The organism is Mumia sp. zg.B17 (assembly GCF_019550915.1).
Lineage (GTDB): Bacteria > Actinomycetota > Actinomycetes > Propionibacteriales > Nocardioidaceae > Mumia.
Window position 1 is genome coordinate 381,373 of record NZ_JAHWCI010000002.1, and the last position, 15,600, is coordinate 396,972.

General features: G+C 66.0%; 12 protein-coding genes and 3 rRNA genes. 13 read left to right on the forward strand and 2 right to left on the reverse strand.

All coding sequences use genetic code 11. The annotated features are described in order from the left end of the window. Positions 1-6 precede the first annotated feature (6 nt). Positions 7-720, forward strand: a complete 714-nt coding sequence (locus KV097_RS03100; protein WP_220345206.1) for a hypothetical protein — start codon at positions 7-9, stop codon at positions 718-720. A 45-nt stretch (positions 721-765) separates the two neighbouring features. On the opposite strand, the gene KV097_RS03105 is transcribed toward KV097_RS03100, so the two are convergent. Continuing rightward, a complete protein-coding gene (locus tag KV097_RS03105; protein ID WP_220365050.1) occupies positions 766-2,052 on the reverse strand; it encodes a serine hydrolase in 1,287 nt (428 codons plus the stop codon). A gap of 71 nt (positions 2,053-2,123) precedes the next feature. Here KV097_RS03105 and KV097_RS03110 point away from each other — a divergent pair, with 71 nt between their 5' ends. The 11 genes from KV097_RS03110 (at position 2,124) to rrf (ending at position 13,030) form a co-directional block, all read left to right on the forward strand. Further along, positions 2,124-2,663, forward strand: a complete 540-nt coding sequence (locus KV097_RS03110; protein ID WP_220341841.1) for a PadR family transcriptional regulator — start codon at positions 2,124-2,126, stop codon at positions 2,661-2,663. A 110-nt stretch (positions 2,664-2,773) separates the two neighbouring features. Next, on the forward strand, positions 2,774-3,997 hold the full coding sequence (locus KV097_RS03115) for a CpaF family protein (RefSeq protein WP_220365051.1): 1,224 nt from the start codon (positions 2,774-2,776) through the stop codon (positions 3,995-3,997). Beyond that, positions 3,997-4,851 carry a type II secretion system F family protein gene (locus KV097_RS03120; RefSeq protein WP_220365052.1) on the forward strand — a complete coding sequence of 285 codons (855 nt, stop codon included), beginning with the start codon at positions 3,997-3,999 and terminating at the stop codon, positions 4,849-4,851. The genes KV097_RS03115 and KV097_RS03120 overlap by 1 nt, the downstream gene beginning before the upstream one ends. After that, a complete protein-coding gene (locus tag KV097_RS03125; protein WP_220365053.1) occupies positions 4,848-5,780 on the forward strand; it encodes a type II secretion system F family protein in 933 nt (310 codons plus the stop codon). The genes KV097_RS03120 and KV097_RS03125 overlap by 4 nt, the downstream gene beginning before the upstream one ends. Positions 5,781-5,797: 17 nt before the next feature. Then, the gene (locus KV097_RS03130) at positions 5,798-6,007 is read left to right on the forward strand and encodes a hypothetical protein (RefSeq protein WP_220341837.1); all 210 of its coding nucleotides are present in this window, start codon (positions 5,798-5,800) and stop codon (positions 6,005-6,007) included. Beyond that, entirely contained in the window at positions 6,004-6,408 is a 405-nt protein-coding gene (locus tag KV097_RS03135) for a TadE/TadG family type IV pilus assembly protein (protein WP_220341836.1), read from the forward strand. Before KV097_RS03130 ends, KV097_RS03135 begins: the two co-directional genes overlap by 4 nt. Positions 6,409-6,455: 47 nt before the next feature. Then, complete coding sequence (locus KV097_RS03140; RefSeq protein ID WP_308289315.1) at positions 6,456-6,860, forward strand: hypothetical protein; 405 nt, start codon at positions 6,456-6,458, stop codon at positions 6,858-6,860. After that, positions 6,857-7,279 (forward strand): pilus assembly protein TadG-related protein, encoded by a 423-nt coding sequence (locus KV097_RS03145; protein ID WP_220365055.1) that lies wholly within the window; start codon positions 6,857-6,859, stop codon positions 7,277-7,279. Before KV097_RS03140 ends, KV097_RS03145 begins: the two co-directional genes overlap by 4 nt. Before the next feature lie 507 nt (positions 7,280-7,786). Next, positions 7,787-9,305, forward strand: a 16S ribosomal RNA gene (locus KV097_RS03150). 387 nt (positions 9,306-9,692) lie between these two features. Continuing rightward, positions 9,693-12,814 (forward strand): 23S ribosomal RNA (locus tag KV097_RS03155). 99 nt (positions 12,815-12,913) lie between these two features. Next, a 5S ribosomal RNA gene (gene rrf / locus KV097_RS03160) occupies positions 12,914-13,030 on the forward strand. Together the 16S, 23S and 5S rRNA genes form the textbook arrangement of a ribosomal RNA operon. Positions 13,031-13,310: 280 nt before the next feature. Here the strand turns inward: rrf and KV097_RS03165 are convergent. Continuing rightward, positions 13,311-14,411: a DUF1015 family protein gene (locus tag KV097_RS03165; RefSeq protein ID WP_220341833.1), complete on the reverse strand. Its 1,101-nt coding sequence runs from the start codon at positions 14,409-14,411 to the stop codon at positions 13,311-13,313. 43 nt (positions 14,412-14,454) lie between these two features. On the opposite strand from KV097_RS03165, the gene KV097_RS03170 reads away from it, so the two are divergent. Next, entirely contained in the window at positions 14,455-15,579 is a 1,125-nt protein-coding gene (locus tag KV097_RS03170) for an HAD-IIA family hydrolase (RefSeq protein WP_220365056.1), read from the forward strand. The last annotated feature ends 21 nt before the right edge of the window (positions 15,580-15,600 follow it).

Consider the following 15,600-nt stretch of genomic DNA (forward strand, 5'->3'; position numbering starts at 1 on the left):
CGGGCGATGCTCCTGAACGCCGCGACCGTCCTCATGGGCACGGTCGTCAGCCTCGTCCTGCTCGGACTCGTGATGGGGTTCAGCCCGACGCTGATCGCGACCCAGGTGGCGGTCGTCGCGCGGTCGCGTGGGTCGGTGCGCCCGGGCCTCGTGGTCGCCTGCGGGGTCGCCACCGGCGCCCTCGTCCTCAGCCTCGTCCTGCAGGTCGTCAATCCCGACACGTGGGACTACGTGCTGCGCGGGAAGGTCGAGAAGCTCTTCCTCCAGCAGGCCTTCGACGAGATCGCCGGCGTGCTGTTCGTCGTGGCCGGGATCTGGCTCCTGTGGCGACGCCCGACCACCGACGATCGAGCGGTCTCACGCACGGCCGAGCGACTTCTCGACCGCCCTCGGGACCTGTTCACCTTCGCGGTGCTCAACACCGTCGTGGGCGTGAGCGGTGCTGCGACGACGTACCTCGTCGTTCGGCTGGCGCGGGAAAGCACCTCGGTCGTCGCGCTGCAGGTGCTCGTGTACGTCGGCTTCGCGGCAGCCGCGGCGGCGCCGTACGTCCTGCTGGCGTGGGGCCGCCTCCGGATCCCGGCGCTCGCGGGTCCTGCCGACCGCGTGGTCGCGTGGGTCCGCTCGCAGCACTGGCGCAGGATCAGCGCAGTGCTGCTGATCGTCGCCGGGACGCTTCTTTTCGTCGCCGCGCTCACCGACTACTTCGGTCTGCGCTGACGCGCGGTCAGGTGCGCGGTGCCGCCTCGTACGCCGAGCCCGCGTTCAGCGGGGCCAGGTGTAGAGGAGCCGCGCCATCAGCCGGAACGGGATCGCCTGGCCCTTGACCTGGTCGACGGTGCCCGCGAGGTGCAGCCCCCGCTCGGGACAGTGGAACAGCCACGTGCCGGTGGAGCCGGAGTGGCCGACGAGGATGACGGGTCGACGCCCGGCGGACATGAGCCGGCCGACGGTGAAGAACATGGTGCCGAGGCCGTACTGGAGGACGGGGATGTCGCGGAGCCTGTTGCGCCGCTCGGTGAGCAGGTCCACCGTCTTGGCGTCGCGGAAGAGCTCGCCGCGGAGGAGCGCGCGCTGGAACGTGATCAGGTCTCCGGTGGTGCTCACGAGGTCGTTGCTGGACGCGATGACCGAGGGCAGGTCGACCCGCCGCTGCTTGGCGTACATCGGGAACGGTTCGCGCCTTGCGCACCCTGGCAAAGCGCGCCGGCGATCGTCGACATGAGCCCCAGCTCGCGGGCCTCTCGGATCATGCCGTCGGTGACGACGACTCCCGGGCTGACCGACGCGATGCGGACGGGGCCGCCCGCGGTCTCGCTGCGCCGTCGTGGCGGTGGGGCGGTGCCCGGGGAGCCAGGTCTCGGTGAGGCGGAGGGAGTCGATGATCCGCTCGGTGAGCAGGTCGCTGAAGCGTCGACCGGTCACCGACTCGAGGATGCGGATGAGCAGCTGGAAGCCGGTGTCGCAGTAGCGCGCCTTCTGTCGTGGAGCGGCGAGGTCTTGCGGCGGGAAGTGCGGGCGGTTCGCGCGGGTGAGCCGGAGGATGTCGTCGAAGGTCCAGCCGGCATCCTCTGCGGCCTCGAGACGCTGGTGGAGGCTCGGCCCGCCGTCGCGTACCTCGAAGTAGTCGGGCAGCCCCGACGTGTGACTGAGAAGGTGGCGCACGGTGATCGCGGCTGTCCGGTCGACGCCGTCGAGGACGTGAAGGCCGGCGGTCGTCTCCGTCGGCAGGTACGCGGTGATCGGTGCGTCGATGTCGAGCTCTCCACGCTCGTACGCCTGCAGCACGAGCGTCACGATGAAGCGTTTGGTGATGCTCGCGGTGAAGAACGGTGTCTCGGGCTGCGACCGGAGGTCGCTGGGCCCGGCGGGTCCGATGGCCGCCGACCAGTGCTGACCCTCGTCGGTGGCGATGGCGACGCGGGCGTGGTGGAGATCGCGTCGTACGACGAACGTCTCCAGCAGGCGCACCAGGCGTCGGTCGAGCTCGGCGGGGACACGGTTGTCGGGTCCCGCGGTCGTCGTGGGCGTGGGGGCAGGCGATTCAGGCACGGCATCCTCATCTCTCTTTGAGACATGTCTAGTAGATGGGTCTCAAAGAGTCAATGGACTAGGGTCTGCGCATGGCGAACGTGATCCTCGGCCTGCTGCTGATCGCTCCGCAGAGCCTGTACGACCTGGTCCGGGCGTTCGAGGCCGGCGTCGCGCTCTTCTACAGCGCGAGCTCGGGCAGCATCAAGCGCGCCCTCGACGTCCTGCTCGACCGGGGGCTCATCGAGGTGGCGAGCGTCGAGGCGGGCGGGCGCGGCAAGAAGGTGTATCGCGTGACCGACGCCGGCCGCGAGGAGTTCCACGCCTGGATGACGGGTGACCTCGTCGGCTCAGATCTCGAGGGTGCGGCGCTCTCGCGGCTCTACTTCCTCGGGCTTCTGGATCCTGCCGACCGTCCGTCGGTCCTGCGCCGCATCGAGACGCGCGTCGAGGCCGACCTCTCCAGGCTCACGAGCCTCGACTCTCACCTCGAGACGGTCGAGGTCCCCGACGAGCTCGCCGACGTCGCCACCTATCAACGCGCGACGCTCGACTACGGCATCGCGTCGCACCGCTTCATCCTCGACTGGTTCCGTGACCGAGTGGAGCGCGCAGAGGCCGACGCGCACTGACGGCGGGCCCTGTCGAGGGCCGGGGTTGTCCACAGTGTGGCCACGGGGTCTGTTGTGGTCGCCCTTGTTTGCGGCAGGATTCCGGGACGACAACCGCCGTGGGGAGTCCCGTGACGACGAGCAGCCTGGCCGACGAGGTGCGTGCCCACGTGCGTGCGCAGGGCGTCGATCCCTTACGGGATGCCGCGACGGTGCGGCGGATCGCCGAGGAGGTTGCTGCGGCTCACGACCAACGCAGCCTGACTGGCGCCGTGGCGGCGTTGACCGATCCTGACGCGACGGTCGGCGAGCTGGTCGCCGCGGTGTCCGGCCTCGGGCCGCTCCAGCCGTACCTCGATGATCCGGAGGTCGAGGAGATCTGGATCAACGAGCCGTCGCGGGTCTTTGTGGCGCGTGGGGGCAGGCACGAGCTGACATCGGTGATCCTCGGCCCGGTCGAGGTGCGTGAGCTCGTCGAGCGGATGCTGGCGACCAGTGGCCGGCGGTTGGATCTGAGCCAGCCGTTCGTGGATGCGACGCTTCCGGGAGGTCATCGCCTGCATGTGGTGCTGGAGGGGATCTCGCGCGGATTCGCCGCGGTCAACGTCCGCAAGTTCGTCGCGCGCTTCCGCGGTCTGGGGGACCTGGTCGCCGCCGGCGCGCTGAGCGAGCACGCTGCGGCCTTCCTGAGGGCGAGCGTGGTGTCGGGGCACAACGTGCTCGTCTCCGGAGGCACCCAGGCCGGCAAGACGACGTTCCTCAACGCACTCGCCGCCGAGGTTCCGGGGACGGAGCGGATCGTGTCGGCCGAGGAAGTCTTCGAGCTGCGGTTCGCCCATCCCGACTGGGTCGCGCTCCAGACGAGACAGGCCGGGCTGGAGGGCACGGGAGAGATCCGGCTCCGGACGCTGGTGAAGGAAGCGCTGCGCATGCGCCCGTCACGACTGGTGATCGGGGAGGTGCGCTCGGAGGAGTGCTTCGACCTGCTGCTCGCACTCAACGCAGGTCTTCCGGGGATGGCGACCTTGCACGCGTCGTCGGCACGGCAGGCGCTGGTCAAGATGTGCACGCTCCCCCTGCTCGCTGGTGAGAACATCTCTGCGCGGTTCGTCGTGCCCACGGTCGCGACCTGCGTGGACCACGTGGTCCATCTGGGCATGGACGCGCAGGGACGGCGGACGGTGCGGGAGATCGCGGCCGTCAGTGGGCGGGTCGAGAACGACGTCATCGAGACGGAGTCCTTGTTCGTCCATCGCGACGGGGTGCTGGTCCGGGCGAGTGGCACGCCGGCTCGCACCGAGCGGTTCGTCCAGGCCGGGATCGACGTGTCGGCGCTCCTGCGGACGGAGGGCTGATGGGCTACGTGCTCGGGCTCGGGATCGGGGTGGGGGCGCTCCTGGTCTGGTCCGGCGTGACCGCCCCCGTCCGGGACGCCGCGCGGGGTCGCCGGAGGGGAAGCCTGGATGAGCTTCTCGCGCGGGCGGGCGCCCCCGGCACCACCGCACGAGGGCTCATTGCGGTGTGTGCCGCGTGCGGTCTGGTCGGACTCGTCCTCGCTCTGCTCGTCACGGCGACGCCCACGGTGGCACTGGTCGCCGGCATCGGCGCGGCGTATGTCCCGCTTGCCGTGATCCGCGGTCGCGCCGGCCGGGTAGCCGAGGAGCGGGCGGCGGCCTGGCCGGAAGCCGTCGATCATCTGGCGTCGGCGGTGCGCGCGGGCATGTCCTTGCCGGAGGCGATCTCGGGGCTGGGGGAGCGCGGCCCCGAGCCGCTTCGAGAGCCCTTCGTTGCGTTCGCCCGTGACTACCAGGCGAGCGGCAGGTTCGCCGAGTGCCTCGACGGACTCAAGGCACGGCTTGCCGATCCGGTCGGAGACCGCGTCGTCGAGGCGTTGCGCGTGGCTCGAGACGTCGGTGGCGGCGATCTCGGGAGGATGCTGCGGACATTGTCGGGATTCCTGCGCGACGATCTACGCACGCGCGGTGAGCTCGTCGCACGGCAGGCCTGGACCATCAACGGCGCGCGTCTGGCGGTGTCGGCGCCCTGGATCGTCCTCGGACTGATGTCCTTGCAGCGCGACGCGATCACCCGGTTCGGATCCGGCACGGGACTCGCGCTGCTCGTCGTCGGCCTCGCCGTGTGTGTCCTCGCCTATCGGTTGATGCTGCTCATCGGGCGTCTTCCACGTGAGCCGCGGGTGCTGCGGTGACGGCGCCGCTTCTCGGTGCGCTCCTCGCCGCCGGCGTCGCGATCGGGCTGCTCGAGCTCGTGCGCGTCGCGCGGTTGCGGCAGCGCCCCTCCCTGGTGAGCCGCATCGAGCCCTTTGTCCGCGACGTCACGGTCGGCATGCCGGCCCCCCGCGAGGGGGCCGAGTCGTGGGCTGCCGGTCGAGCAGTGTTCGGCCCGGCAGTGCGCCGTACGGCGGGCGTGGTCGAGCGGGTGCTGGGAGGCAGCGCCTCGGTCCGAAGGCGTCTCCGCAGACAGGCGTCGACGAGCACGCTCGAGGAGTTCCGGGCGAGCCAGGTCGTGTGGGGGGTCGCGGCCTTCGGGGCGTCGGCGGCGGTCCTTCTCTCCTGGGGGATGGTGGCCGACGTCCGGCCTCTTGCGGGGCTGATCCTCTGCGTGGCCGCCGGGGTCGCCGGTGTTCTCGCCCGCGACCTTGCGCTCACCCACGAGGTCCAGCGCCACGAGGAACGGGTCACCCGTGAGTTCCCGACTCTTGCGGACCTGCTCGCACTGGCCGTCGCCGCAGGAGAGGGGCCTGTCTCAGCCCTGGAACGCGTCGCAGACGTGAGCAACGGCGCCATGTCGCGGGACCTTCGCACGGTCGTCGCCGACGTCCGGACCGGACGACCGTTGGCCGATGCGCTCGACGACTTGTCTGCTCGTACGGGCGTGCCCGCGGTCGCACGGTTCGCCGAGACGCTCGCCGTCGCGGTCGAGCGGGGGACGCCGCTGGTCGACGTCCTGCACGCACAGGCCGCGGACGTCCGAGAGGCCGGCCGCCGCGAGCTGGTCGAGTCCGGCGCACGGCGTGAGGTGCTGATGCTCGTGCCGGTGGTGTTCCTCGTTCTGCCCGTCACCGTCCTCTTCGCCTTCTATCCCGGTCTGGTCAGCCTGTCCGTCACCACGCCATGAACTCCAGAGGAGTGCCCATGCAGCTCGCAACCCTGCACCGTCGTCTCGGATGCCCGCCGCGCCCGGGGGTGCGTGAGCGCGTCCGCCGTCGCGGCGAACGCGGCGACGTCCCGGGGTGGGTGATGATCACCGTCATGTCGGCCGGTCTCGTCGCCGGATTGACCGCCTTGGCCGGGCCACAGCTGAAGGCGATGCTCCAGGCTGCTCTGGCTTCCGTCGGGGGATGAGCGTCGCGCGCCGCCGCGGCGATCCACGTGGGGACGAGGAGGCGTCGGCCGTCGCCGAGTTCTGTCTCGTGATGGTGGTGCTGGTCCCGCTCGTGCTGGCGATCGTCCAGGTGGGGCTCGTCCTCCACGTCCGCAACACGGTCACCGCTGCTGCTGCCGACGGTGCTCGCGCGGCATCGCGAGACGGCGCCTCACTCCAGACGGGGGTGTCGCGAGCCCGGTCACAGATCACTCGAGCGCTCTCCGCCCGGTACGCCGGTGACGTCCGGGCGGAGCGGGCCTCCGTCCACGGACAGCCCGTCGTCATGGTCCGCGTACGCGCCAGCGTCCCCGCGCTGGGGATCTTCGGGTCCACCGTCGACGTCGAAGGCGTCGGCCGGGCCGTGACGGAGATCGGATGAGGACGCGAGGGAGGACTCGTGACCTCGGACGAGAGAGCGGGTCCGCGGTGGTCGAGACCACGTGGCTCGCGCTCCTTCTCCTGGTTCCGCTCCTGTACGTGGTCCTCTCCGTCTTCGAGGTCCAGCGGTCTGCGTACGGCGTGAGCGCCGCCGGCCGGGCGGCCGGGCGCGCGTACGTCCAGGCGCCGAGCCCGCCGGTCGCCGAGCGGCGTGCCCGCCGGGCGGCGCAGCTGGTCCTCGAGGACCATCGGATCGAGACCGACATGATTGACGTCCGCCTGCGGTGCACCGGGGGCCCGTGCCTCAGTCCCGGGTCGTCGATCGTCGTCAACGTGACGGCGCGTGCCCAGCTGCCGTTCATCCCTGATGCCCTCGGGGGCGCTCGGCCGGCCGTGCGCGTGGACGGCACCCACACGGAGCCGTACGGCCGCTTCCGGGAGGACCGGTCATGAGTCGGTCCGAGGGTGGGCAGGTCACCGTGATGATCGTCGGATTCTTCGTCGTCGCTGGCCTGGTGGTCGCCATAGCGGTCAACGCGTCGGCCGCGTACCTCGGCCAACGCCGCCTCGCCGACCTCGCGGACGGCGCCGCACTCGCGGCGAGCGAAGGAGTGACCCGCTCCAGCCTGTACGCGGCGGGTGACGGGACGATCGCGCTCGACGCGGCCGCCGCGCGCGCCGCCACCGAGGACTACCTCCGCGAGAGCGGGGCCGGAGCAACGGTCCGAGGGCTCACCTGGCAGGTCGACCAGCGAGGTGACGCGGTCCGCGTGCGTCTGCGAGCTGGCGTCCGGATGCCGTTGGTGCCACCGGGGTGGGGTGAGACGGCGAGAGTGGAGGCGGATGCCGTCGTGGAGCTCCGCGTCCGGTGAGGGGCACCGGAGGCGGTCAGTGCGCACATCGCCGCAGGTCAGAGCGGGTTTTAGCGCTAAGGGGTACCCCCGGTTTGACCCTCCGAAACCGACCCTGTAATGTTCTTCTTGTTGCCGGGGACGGCGGCGGGCAAGGCCGAGAGGCCGGGCACGCGGCCCTGGTGACCACCACCTCCAGAAGAACCTAGCCGGTTCCGCACGTTCGGGACTAGTCAAGGTCACTGCCGAGCGCTCGAGGGGCCCAGGTTTGGGTCTCTGTCGGACGCCTGGTAGGTTTGGGGGTCGCGCCTTGGTCTGATGCTCCTGTGTGGGGTTGAGGGTTTTGTGTGTCTGATGTTTGAGAACTCAACAGTGTGTCAAAAGTCGACGAGATAATCAGCGACCTTGATGATGGCCTGGTTTTGCTGGGTTGTTGTTTTGGTCAAATTCCGTGACAGAATTATTTGTCAGCAAATAGTGATGTCCGGGGTTGAACGTTTTTGTTGTGCCTGACCGTTTGGTTGGGTTTCGATGGAGAGTTTGATCCTGGCTCAGGACGAACGCTGGCGGCGTGCTTAACACATGCAAGTCGAGCGGTAAGGCCCTTCGGGGTACACGAGCGGCGAACGGGTGAGTAACACGTGAGTAATCTGCCCTCCACTCTGGGATAACCTCTGGAAACGGTGGCTAATACCGGATATGACCTCCTGCCGCATGGTGGGTGGTGGAAAGTTTTTCGGTGGGGGATGAGCTCGCGGCCTATCAGCTTGTTGGTGGGGTGATGGCCTACCAAGGCGACGACGGGTAGCCGGCCTGAGAGGGTGACCGGCCACACTGGGACTGAGACACGGCCCAGACTCCTACGGGAGGCAGCAGTGGGGAATATTGGACAATGGGCGAAAGCCTGATCCAGCAACGCCGCGTGAGGGATGACGGCCTTCGGGTTGTAAACCTCTTTCAGTAGGGACGAAGCGAGAGTGACGGTACCTACAGAAGAAGGACCGGCCAACTACGTGCCAGCAGCCGCGGTAATACGTAGGGTCCGAGCGTTGTCCGGAATTATTGGGCGTAAAGGGCTCGTAGGCGGTTTGTCGCGTCGGGAGTGAAAACTTGGGGCTTAACCCCATTCGTGCTTCCGATACGGGCAGACTAGAGGCAGGCAGGGGAGAACGGAATTCCTGGTGTAGCGGTGGAATGCGCAGATATCAGGAGGAACACCGGTGGCGAAGGCGGTTCTCTGGGCCTGTTCTGACGCTGAGGAGCGAAAGCATGGGGAGCGAACAGGATTAGATACCCTGGTAGTCCATGCCGTAAACGTTGGGCGCTAGGTGTGGGATCCATTCCACGGGTTCCGTGCCGCAGCTAACGCATTAAGCGCCCCGCCTGGGGAGTACGGCCGCAAGGCTAAAACTCAAAGGAATTGACGGGGGCCCGCACAAGCGGCGGAGCATGCTGATTAATTCGATGCAACGCGAAGAACCTTACCTGGGTTTGACATACACCAGAAGCCTGCAGAGATGTGGGTCTCTTTGGACACTGGTGTACAGGTGGTGCATGGCTGTCGTCAGCTCGTGTCGTGAGATGTTGGGTTAAGTCCCGCAACGAGCGCAACCCTTGTCCTATGTTGCCAGCACGTGATGGTGGGGACTCATAGGAGACTGCCGGGGTCAACTCGGAGGAAGGTGGGGATGACGTCAAGTCATCATGCCCCTTATGTCCAGGGCTTCAAGCATGCTACAATGGCCGGTACAAAGGGCTGCGATGCCGTAAGGTGGAGCGAATCCCAAAAAGCCGGTCTCAGTTCGGATTGGGGTCTGCAACTCGACCCCATGAAGTCGGAGTCGCTAGTAATCGCAGATCAGCAACGCTGCGGTGAATACGTTCCCGGGCCTTGTACACACCGCCCGTCACGTCATGAAAGTCGGCAACACCCGAAGCCGGTGGCCTAACCCCTTGTGGGAGGGAGCTGTCGAAGGTGGGGCTGGCGATTGGGACGAAGTCGTAACAAGGTAGCCGTACCGGAAGGTGCGGCTGGATCACCTCCTTTCTAAGGAGCATTGCTCATCTCCTGCATCCTGGTGGTGTGGGGGGTGTGTTCCCGGCTTGATCACGCGAGTGTCGTGGTGGTCGGGTGCTCAGATGGTGGAACGTCGATTATTCAGCTGGTTCTGCCGGCCTGGTCTTAGTACTGCCTGTCTCCTTTGGGGGGTGGGTGTGGAACGGGGTTGGTTGGTGGGGCGGGTTGGGCACACTGTTGGGTCCTGAGGCATCAGGCGCTTCTGCTGGTCTCCCTTGTTTGGGGGGTTGGTGGGGGTGCTGTTGTCTTGGTTCCGGCCATGTCGGCTGCGGAGGTTTCTTCGTGGTTCGGGGTGGTTGCGGGTTGTGGTTTGAGAACTTCACAGTGGACGCGAGTGTCTTTGTAGTGTGTGTAATTTTACAAGCTACTAAGGGCACATGGTGGATGCCTTGGCATCGAGAGCCGATGAAGGACGTAGGAGTCTGCGATAAGCCCTGGGGAGCTGACAACCGAGCTGTGATCCAGGGGTGTCCGAATGGGGAAACCCGGCCAGAGTTATGTCTGGTCACCGGCGCCTGAACACATAGGGCGTTCGGAGGGAACGTGGGGAAGTGAAACATCTCAGTACCCACAGGAAGAGAAAACAAAAGTGATTCCGTGAGTAGTGGCGAGCGAAAGCGGATGAGGCTAAACCGTGCAGATGTTAAAGACGGCGGTCGTTGTCTGTGCGGGGTCGTGGGAACGTGCTTGCTGGTTCTGCCGGACTAGCGGGAAGTGATAAAGCTCAGTTGAAGTCGAAGGGCCTGGAATGGTCCGGCGTAGAGGGTGAGACCCCTGTAGACGTAAACCTGAGCCTTCCTTGTGCGTATCCCGAGTAACGCGTGACTCCTGGAATTGCGCGTGAATTTGGCGGGACCACCCGTTAAGCCTAAATACTCCTCGATGACCGATAGCGGACTAGTACCGTGAGGGAAAGGTGAAAAGTACCCCGGGAGGGGAGTGAAATAGTACCTGAAACCATGTGCCTACAATCCGTCGGAGCCTTGACTTCGGTCGTGGTGACGGCGTGCCTTTTGAAGAATGAGCCTGCGAGTTAGTGGTACGTGGCGAGGTTAACCCGTTGTGGGGTAGCCGTAGCGAAAGCGAGTCCGAATAGGGCGTTTGAGTCGCGTGCTCTAGACCCGAAGCGGAGTGATCTATCCATGGGCAGGTTGAAGCGCGGGTAAGACCGCGTGGAGGACCGAACCCACTTAGGTTAAAAACTGAGGGGATGACCTGTGGATAGGGGTGAAAGGCCAATCAAACTCCGTGATAGCTGGTTCTCCCCGAAATGCATTTAGGTGCAGCGTCGTTTGTTTCTTGCCGGAGGTAGAGCACTGGATGGTCTAGGGGGCCTACAAGCTTACCGAAATCAACCAAACTCCGAATGCCGGCAAGTGAGAGAGCGGCAGTGAGACTGCGGGGGATAAGCTCCGTAGTCGAGAGGGAAACAGCCCAGACCATCAGCTAAGGCCCCTAAGCGATTGCTAAGTGGAAAAGGATGTGGAGTCGCACAGACAACCAGGAGGTTGGCTTAGAAGCAGCCACCCTTGAAAGAGTGCGTAATAGCTCACTGGTCAAGTGATTCTGCGCCGACAATTTAGCGGGGCTCAAGCAATCCGCCGAAGCTATGGCATTCATACGTGTACTCGGCTCGTCTCCTTCGGGTGGCGGGTCCAGGTGTGTGGATGGGTAGGGGAGCGTCGTGTGGCGTGTGAAGCGGCGGGGTGACCCAGCCGTGGATGCCACACGAGTGAGAATGCAGGCATGAGTAGCGAATGAAGAGTGAGAAACTCTTCCGCCGAATGACCAAGGGTTCCAGGGTCAAGCTAATCTGCCCTGGGTAAGTCGGGACCTAAGGCGAGGCCGACAGGCGTAGTCGATGGACAACGGGTTGATATTCCCGTACCGGCGTTGGTGCGCCCATGCTGAATCAGTAATGCTAAGCACCCGAGCCGAGCGTGACTGCCCTTCGGGGTGGCGTGTCTTGGTAAGCGTGTGACCCGAGCTGGTAGTAGGCAAGTGATGGGGTGACGCAGGAAGGTAGCTCATCGCGGCGATGGTTGTCCGCGTGTAAGGATGTAGGACGAGGGATAGGCAAATCCGTTCCTCATGTGTCTGAGATCTGATGCCGAGCCGTTTCAGGCGAAGTGAGTGATCCTATGCTGTCGAGAAAAGCCTCTAGCGAGTACCAGAGCCGCCCGTACCCCAAACCGACACAGGTGGTCAGGTAGAGAATACCAAGGCGATCGAGTGAATCGTGGTTAAGGAACTCGGCAAAATGCCCCCGTAACTTCGGGAGAAGGGGGGCCCGACTCGTGAACACCCTTGCGGTGGGAGCGATGACGGCCGCAGAGACCAGGCCCAAGCGACTGTTTACTAAAAACACAGGTCCGTGCGAAGAAGTAATTCGATGTATACGGACTGACTCCTGCCCGGTGCTGGAAGGTTAAGGGGACGTGTTAGCACTTCGGTGCGAAGCGCTGAACTTAAGCCCCAGTAAACGGCGGTGGTAACTATAACCATCCTAAGGTAGCGAAATTCCTTGTCGGGTAAGTTCCGACCTGCACGAATGGAGTAACGACTTGGGCGCTGTCTCAACCACGAGCTCGGCGAAATTGCACTACGAGTAAAGATGCTCGTTACGCGCGGCAGGACGGAAAGACCCCGGGACCTTCACTACAGCTTGGTATTGGTGTTTGGTTCGACTTGTGTAGGATAGGTGGGAGACTGTGAAGCAGCCACGCCAGTGGTTGTGGAGTCATCGTTGAAATACCACTCTGGTCGTACTAGATATCTAACTTAGGTCCGTGATCCGGATCAGGGACAGTGCCTGGTGGGTAGTTTAACTGGGGCGGTTGCCTCCTAAAATGTAACGGAGGCGCCCAAAGGTTCCCTCAGCCTGGTTGGCAATCAGGTGTTGAGTGTAAGTGCACAAGGGAGCTTGACTGTGACACCGACGGGTGGAGCAGGGACGAAAGTCGGGACTAGTGACCCGGCGCTGGCATGTGGAAGCGGCGTCGCTCAACGGATAAAAGGTACCCCGGGGATAACAGGCTGATCTTCCCCAAGAGTCCATATCGACGGGATGGTTTGGCACCTCGATGTCGGCTCGTCGCATCCTGGGGCTGGAGCAGGTCCCAAGGGTTGGGCTGTTCGCCCATTAAAGCGGCACGCGAGCTGGGTTTAGAACGTCGTGAGACAGTTCGGTCCCTATCCGCCGCGCGCGTAGGAAACTTGAGAAAGGCTGTCCCTAGTACGAGAGGACCGGGATGGACGAACCTCTGGTGTGTCAGTTGTTCTGCCAAGAGCACTGCTGATTAGCTACGTTCGGGAGTGATAACCGCTGAAAGCATCTAAGCGGGAAGCACGTTTCAAGATGAGGTTTCCCACCCCTTGTGGGTTAAGGCCCCCAGTAGACCACTGGGTTGATAGGCCGGAAGTGGAAGCGCAGCAATGCGTGTAGCTGACCGGTACTAATAGGCCGAGGGCTTGTTCTACACACACTTCAACGACACTTATGCGTCCACTGTGAGGTTCTGGGACCACAACCCAGAACCCGAAACACACCAAAGTTTTGGGGTTGTAACCCGAAGGGTTACGGCGGCCATGGCGAAGGGGAAACACCCGGCAACATTCCGAACCCGGAAGTTAAGCCCTTCAGCGCCGATGGTACTGCACGGGAGACTGTGTGGGAGAGTAGGACGCCGCCGGACAATATTTAGGCCGAAGGCCGTCACCACTGGTGACGGCCTTCGGTCATTTTTGCGTTCACCCTCGCGTCTTCAGAGCCGGAACGCCATGATCCTTTCGGCAAGCGCTCGCCCGCGCGCTTGGCCGGCACGCGCAACGTCAGGGCGCCGTGAGAGATCCCTCTCCGTGGGCCCGAACAGGTGCTCCGAGCCGCTCATCGGTGTCGCCTTCCGCGAAGCGCCGGGCGGGCGCTCCCGGTGGCGACGAGCTCGGTCGCCCGATCGTGGGTGTGCAGCGGGGAGGTCAGCCCCAGCGGCGCATGATCATGCCGACACGCGGCTTCGGGCGGAACCACGATGACTTGTGCGGCAGGAGCCGACCGGTAGTCGCCGCCCGTGTCACGGTCTCCAGAGACGGCGTCGCCAGCAGGAGCGAGACGCCGCCCTCCTCCTTGGCGATGCGCGCGGCCGCGTCCAGGTCGGGCTCGTAGCTGACCGCGTCGGACTCCAGCCCGTGGTGGGGGGTGAAGACGTCCTCGACCCAGCACGATGCGCACTCGTACGCGTCGACGCCCAGGAACCGTCGCCCGTCCGTCAGCACGCAGCGCGTCTCGCTGACGGCGATGAACTCCGCAGCGGCCTCGACGCCGGCAAGCTCGAGGGCGGGCAGCGGCAGGCCCAGCAGCGCTTCGTCGAGGTTGAGCTGTGCGACGAACCGGTGGATCGGGCCGACCGTGAGGACGGGCTGGTCGAGCACGAGCGTGAGCGCGAGTCGGCCCTCACGCTCGGGGGCGGTGCGCCACGCGGCATAACGGTGGTGGCCGTCGGCGATGACGAGCTGCTGGTCCGCGAGGCGCTCGCTGACCGCTCGAAGAGTCTCCGGGTCGGTGATCGCCCAGATCTCGTCCGACCGGCCGAGGTCCTCCGCCACGTGGTCGGCTGGGCGGTCCGTCGCCGCCGCCAGCAGGGGACCGATCGGCTCCCGCGTGGTGTAGGCGGTGATCGGCTCCCACTGGGCCCGCGTCGCCTCGGCGAGGCGGGCCTGCCGGATCGCGTACGCGGCGATCACGTCCTCGTGCGGGCGAAGGTTGCCCGCCTCGAGGTCGACGAGCACGACGACGCCGAGGGCCTCGTGGCCGTCCTCGACCGTGCGGTACGCGTAGAAGGCGGGCTCCGCGTCGATGCCGAGCGTGCCGTCGTCCATCCACTCATGGGCGACGCGCGTCGCCTGATGGGGGTCGTCGCTCCTGAACGCAGGCTCGAGCAGCCGGAGCACGTGGTGCTCGGGCAGGTCTCGAGGGGCCCGTGACCAGGACGCCGACGGCACGTAGGTACGGGTCGAGACGACGGCGGAGCCGCCGCGGAAGCCCACAGCCCGGAACGGTCGGATGACGGCGTTGTCCACCGGTGCATCGTAGGCCAGACGTCGTGGCCCTACGCTGGTCGCGATGCCCGACCACACGCTCAAACCTGCCGCCGCCTCGTGGGCGGACGCCTCCTCCGACTCCCGCCGGCGCCCGACCGTGCGCCTCTCCGCCTGCGACGACCCGCTCCGGGAGCGCTACGACGTCGCGATGCTCGATCTCGACGGCGTCGTCTACCGCGGCGAGGACGCGATCGAGCACGTCGCCGAGAACCTCGCGGAGGCCCACAAGGCGGGCCTGCGACTCGCCTACGTGACCAACAACGCTGCGAGGACGCCCGACGCTGTGGTGGCCAAGCTCCGCGGGCTCGGCATGCCGACCGACGACGACGGCGTGGTCACCTCGGCCCAGGCGGCGGGGCGACTTCTCGCGGGCCTTGTACCGGCGGGCTCCCGCGTCCTCGTCGTCGGCGGCGAGGGCCTGAGGCGCGCGGTCGAGGAGCACGGTCTCGTCGTGGTGACGTCTGCTGACGACGAGCCGGCAGCCGTGGTCCAGGGCTTCTCGCCCGACCTCGGATGGAAGCAGCTGGCAGAGGCAGCGTACGCGGTCTCGACCGGCATCCCCTGGGTCGCGAGCAACACGGACGGGTCGATCCCGACCGCGCGCGGTCTCGCTCCCGGCAACGGCACCCTCGTCGCTGCCGTCGCCACCGCCACCGGGCGTCGGCCGGAGGTTGCGGGCAAGCCGTACCCGCCGCTCTTCGACGAGACGGTCCTCCGCGTCGGTGGGTCGCACCCGCTCGTCGTCGGCGACCGGCTCGACACCGACATCGAAGGCGCCAACAACGTCGGAGCCGACAGCCTCCTCGTGCTGACCGGCGTCAGTGATCTCGACGCCGTGGTCACCGCAGCGCCTCCCGTGCGTCCCACCTACGTCGCGCCGGACCTGCGCGCCCTTTCGCTGCCGCAGACCGCGGTGGAGGTCGTGGACGGCTCCGCACGCTGTGGCCGGCACACGGTCCGTGCCGAGCGAGGCGCCCTCGTCGTGGACGGCGCGCCGGGGGTGGACGAGCCGCTGTCGGCCGTCGAGCTGCTGCGTGCCGTCGTGGCGTTGTCGTGGCACCACCACGACGAGGTGGCGGGGGAGTCGGGGTCGCGGCTCGACCTCTCTGCCGTCCGTGCCGCCCTCGGGGGCTGGGGAGTGCGATGATCGATCCGGTGACACGAAGGA

Coding starts and splice junctions, on each gene's coding strand:
- KV097_RS03135 (WP_220341836.1), top strand. CDS start 6,004: ATGAGCGTCGCGCGCCGCCGCGGCGATCCACGTGGGGACGAGGAGGCG.
- KV097_RS03100 (WP_220345206.1), top strand. CDS start 7: ATGCTCCTGAACGCCGCGACCGTCCTCATGGGCACGGTCGTCAGCCTC.
- KV097_RS03170 (WP_220365056.1), top strand. CDS start 14,455: ATGCCCGACCACACGCTCAAACCTGCCGCCGCCTCGTGGGCGGACGCC.
- KV097_RS03130 (WP_220341837.1), top strand. CDS start 5,798: ATGCAGCTCGCAACCCTGCACCGTCGTCTCGGATGCCCGCCGCGCCCG.
- KV097_RS03110 (WP_220341841.1), top strand. CDS start 2,124: ATGGCGAACGTGATCCTCGGCCTGCTGCTGATCGCTCCGCAGAGCCTG.
- KV097_RS03145 (WP_220365055.1), top strand. CDS start 6,857: ATGAGTCGGTCCGAGGGTGGGCAGGTCACCGTGATGATCGTCGGATTC.
- KV097_RS03120 (WP_220365052.1), top strand. CDS start 3,997: ATGGGCTACGTGCTCGGGCTCGGGATCGGGGTGGGGGCGCTCCTGGTC.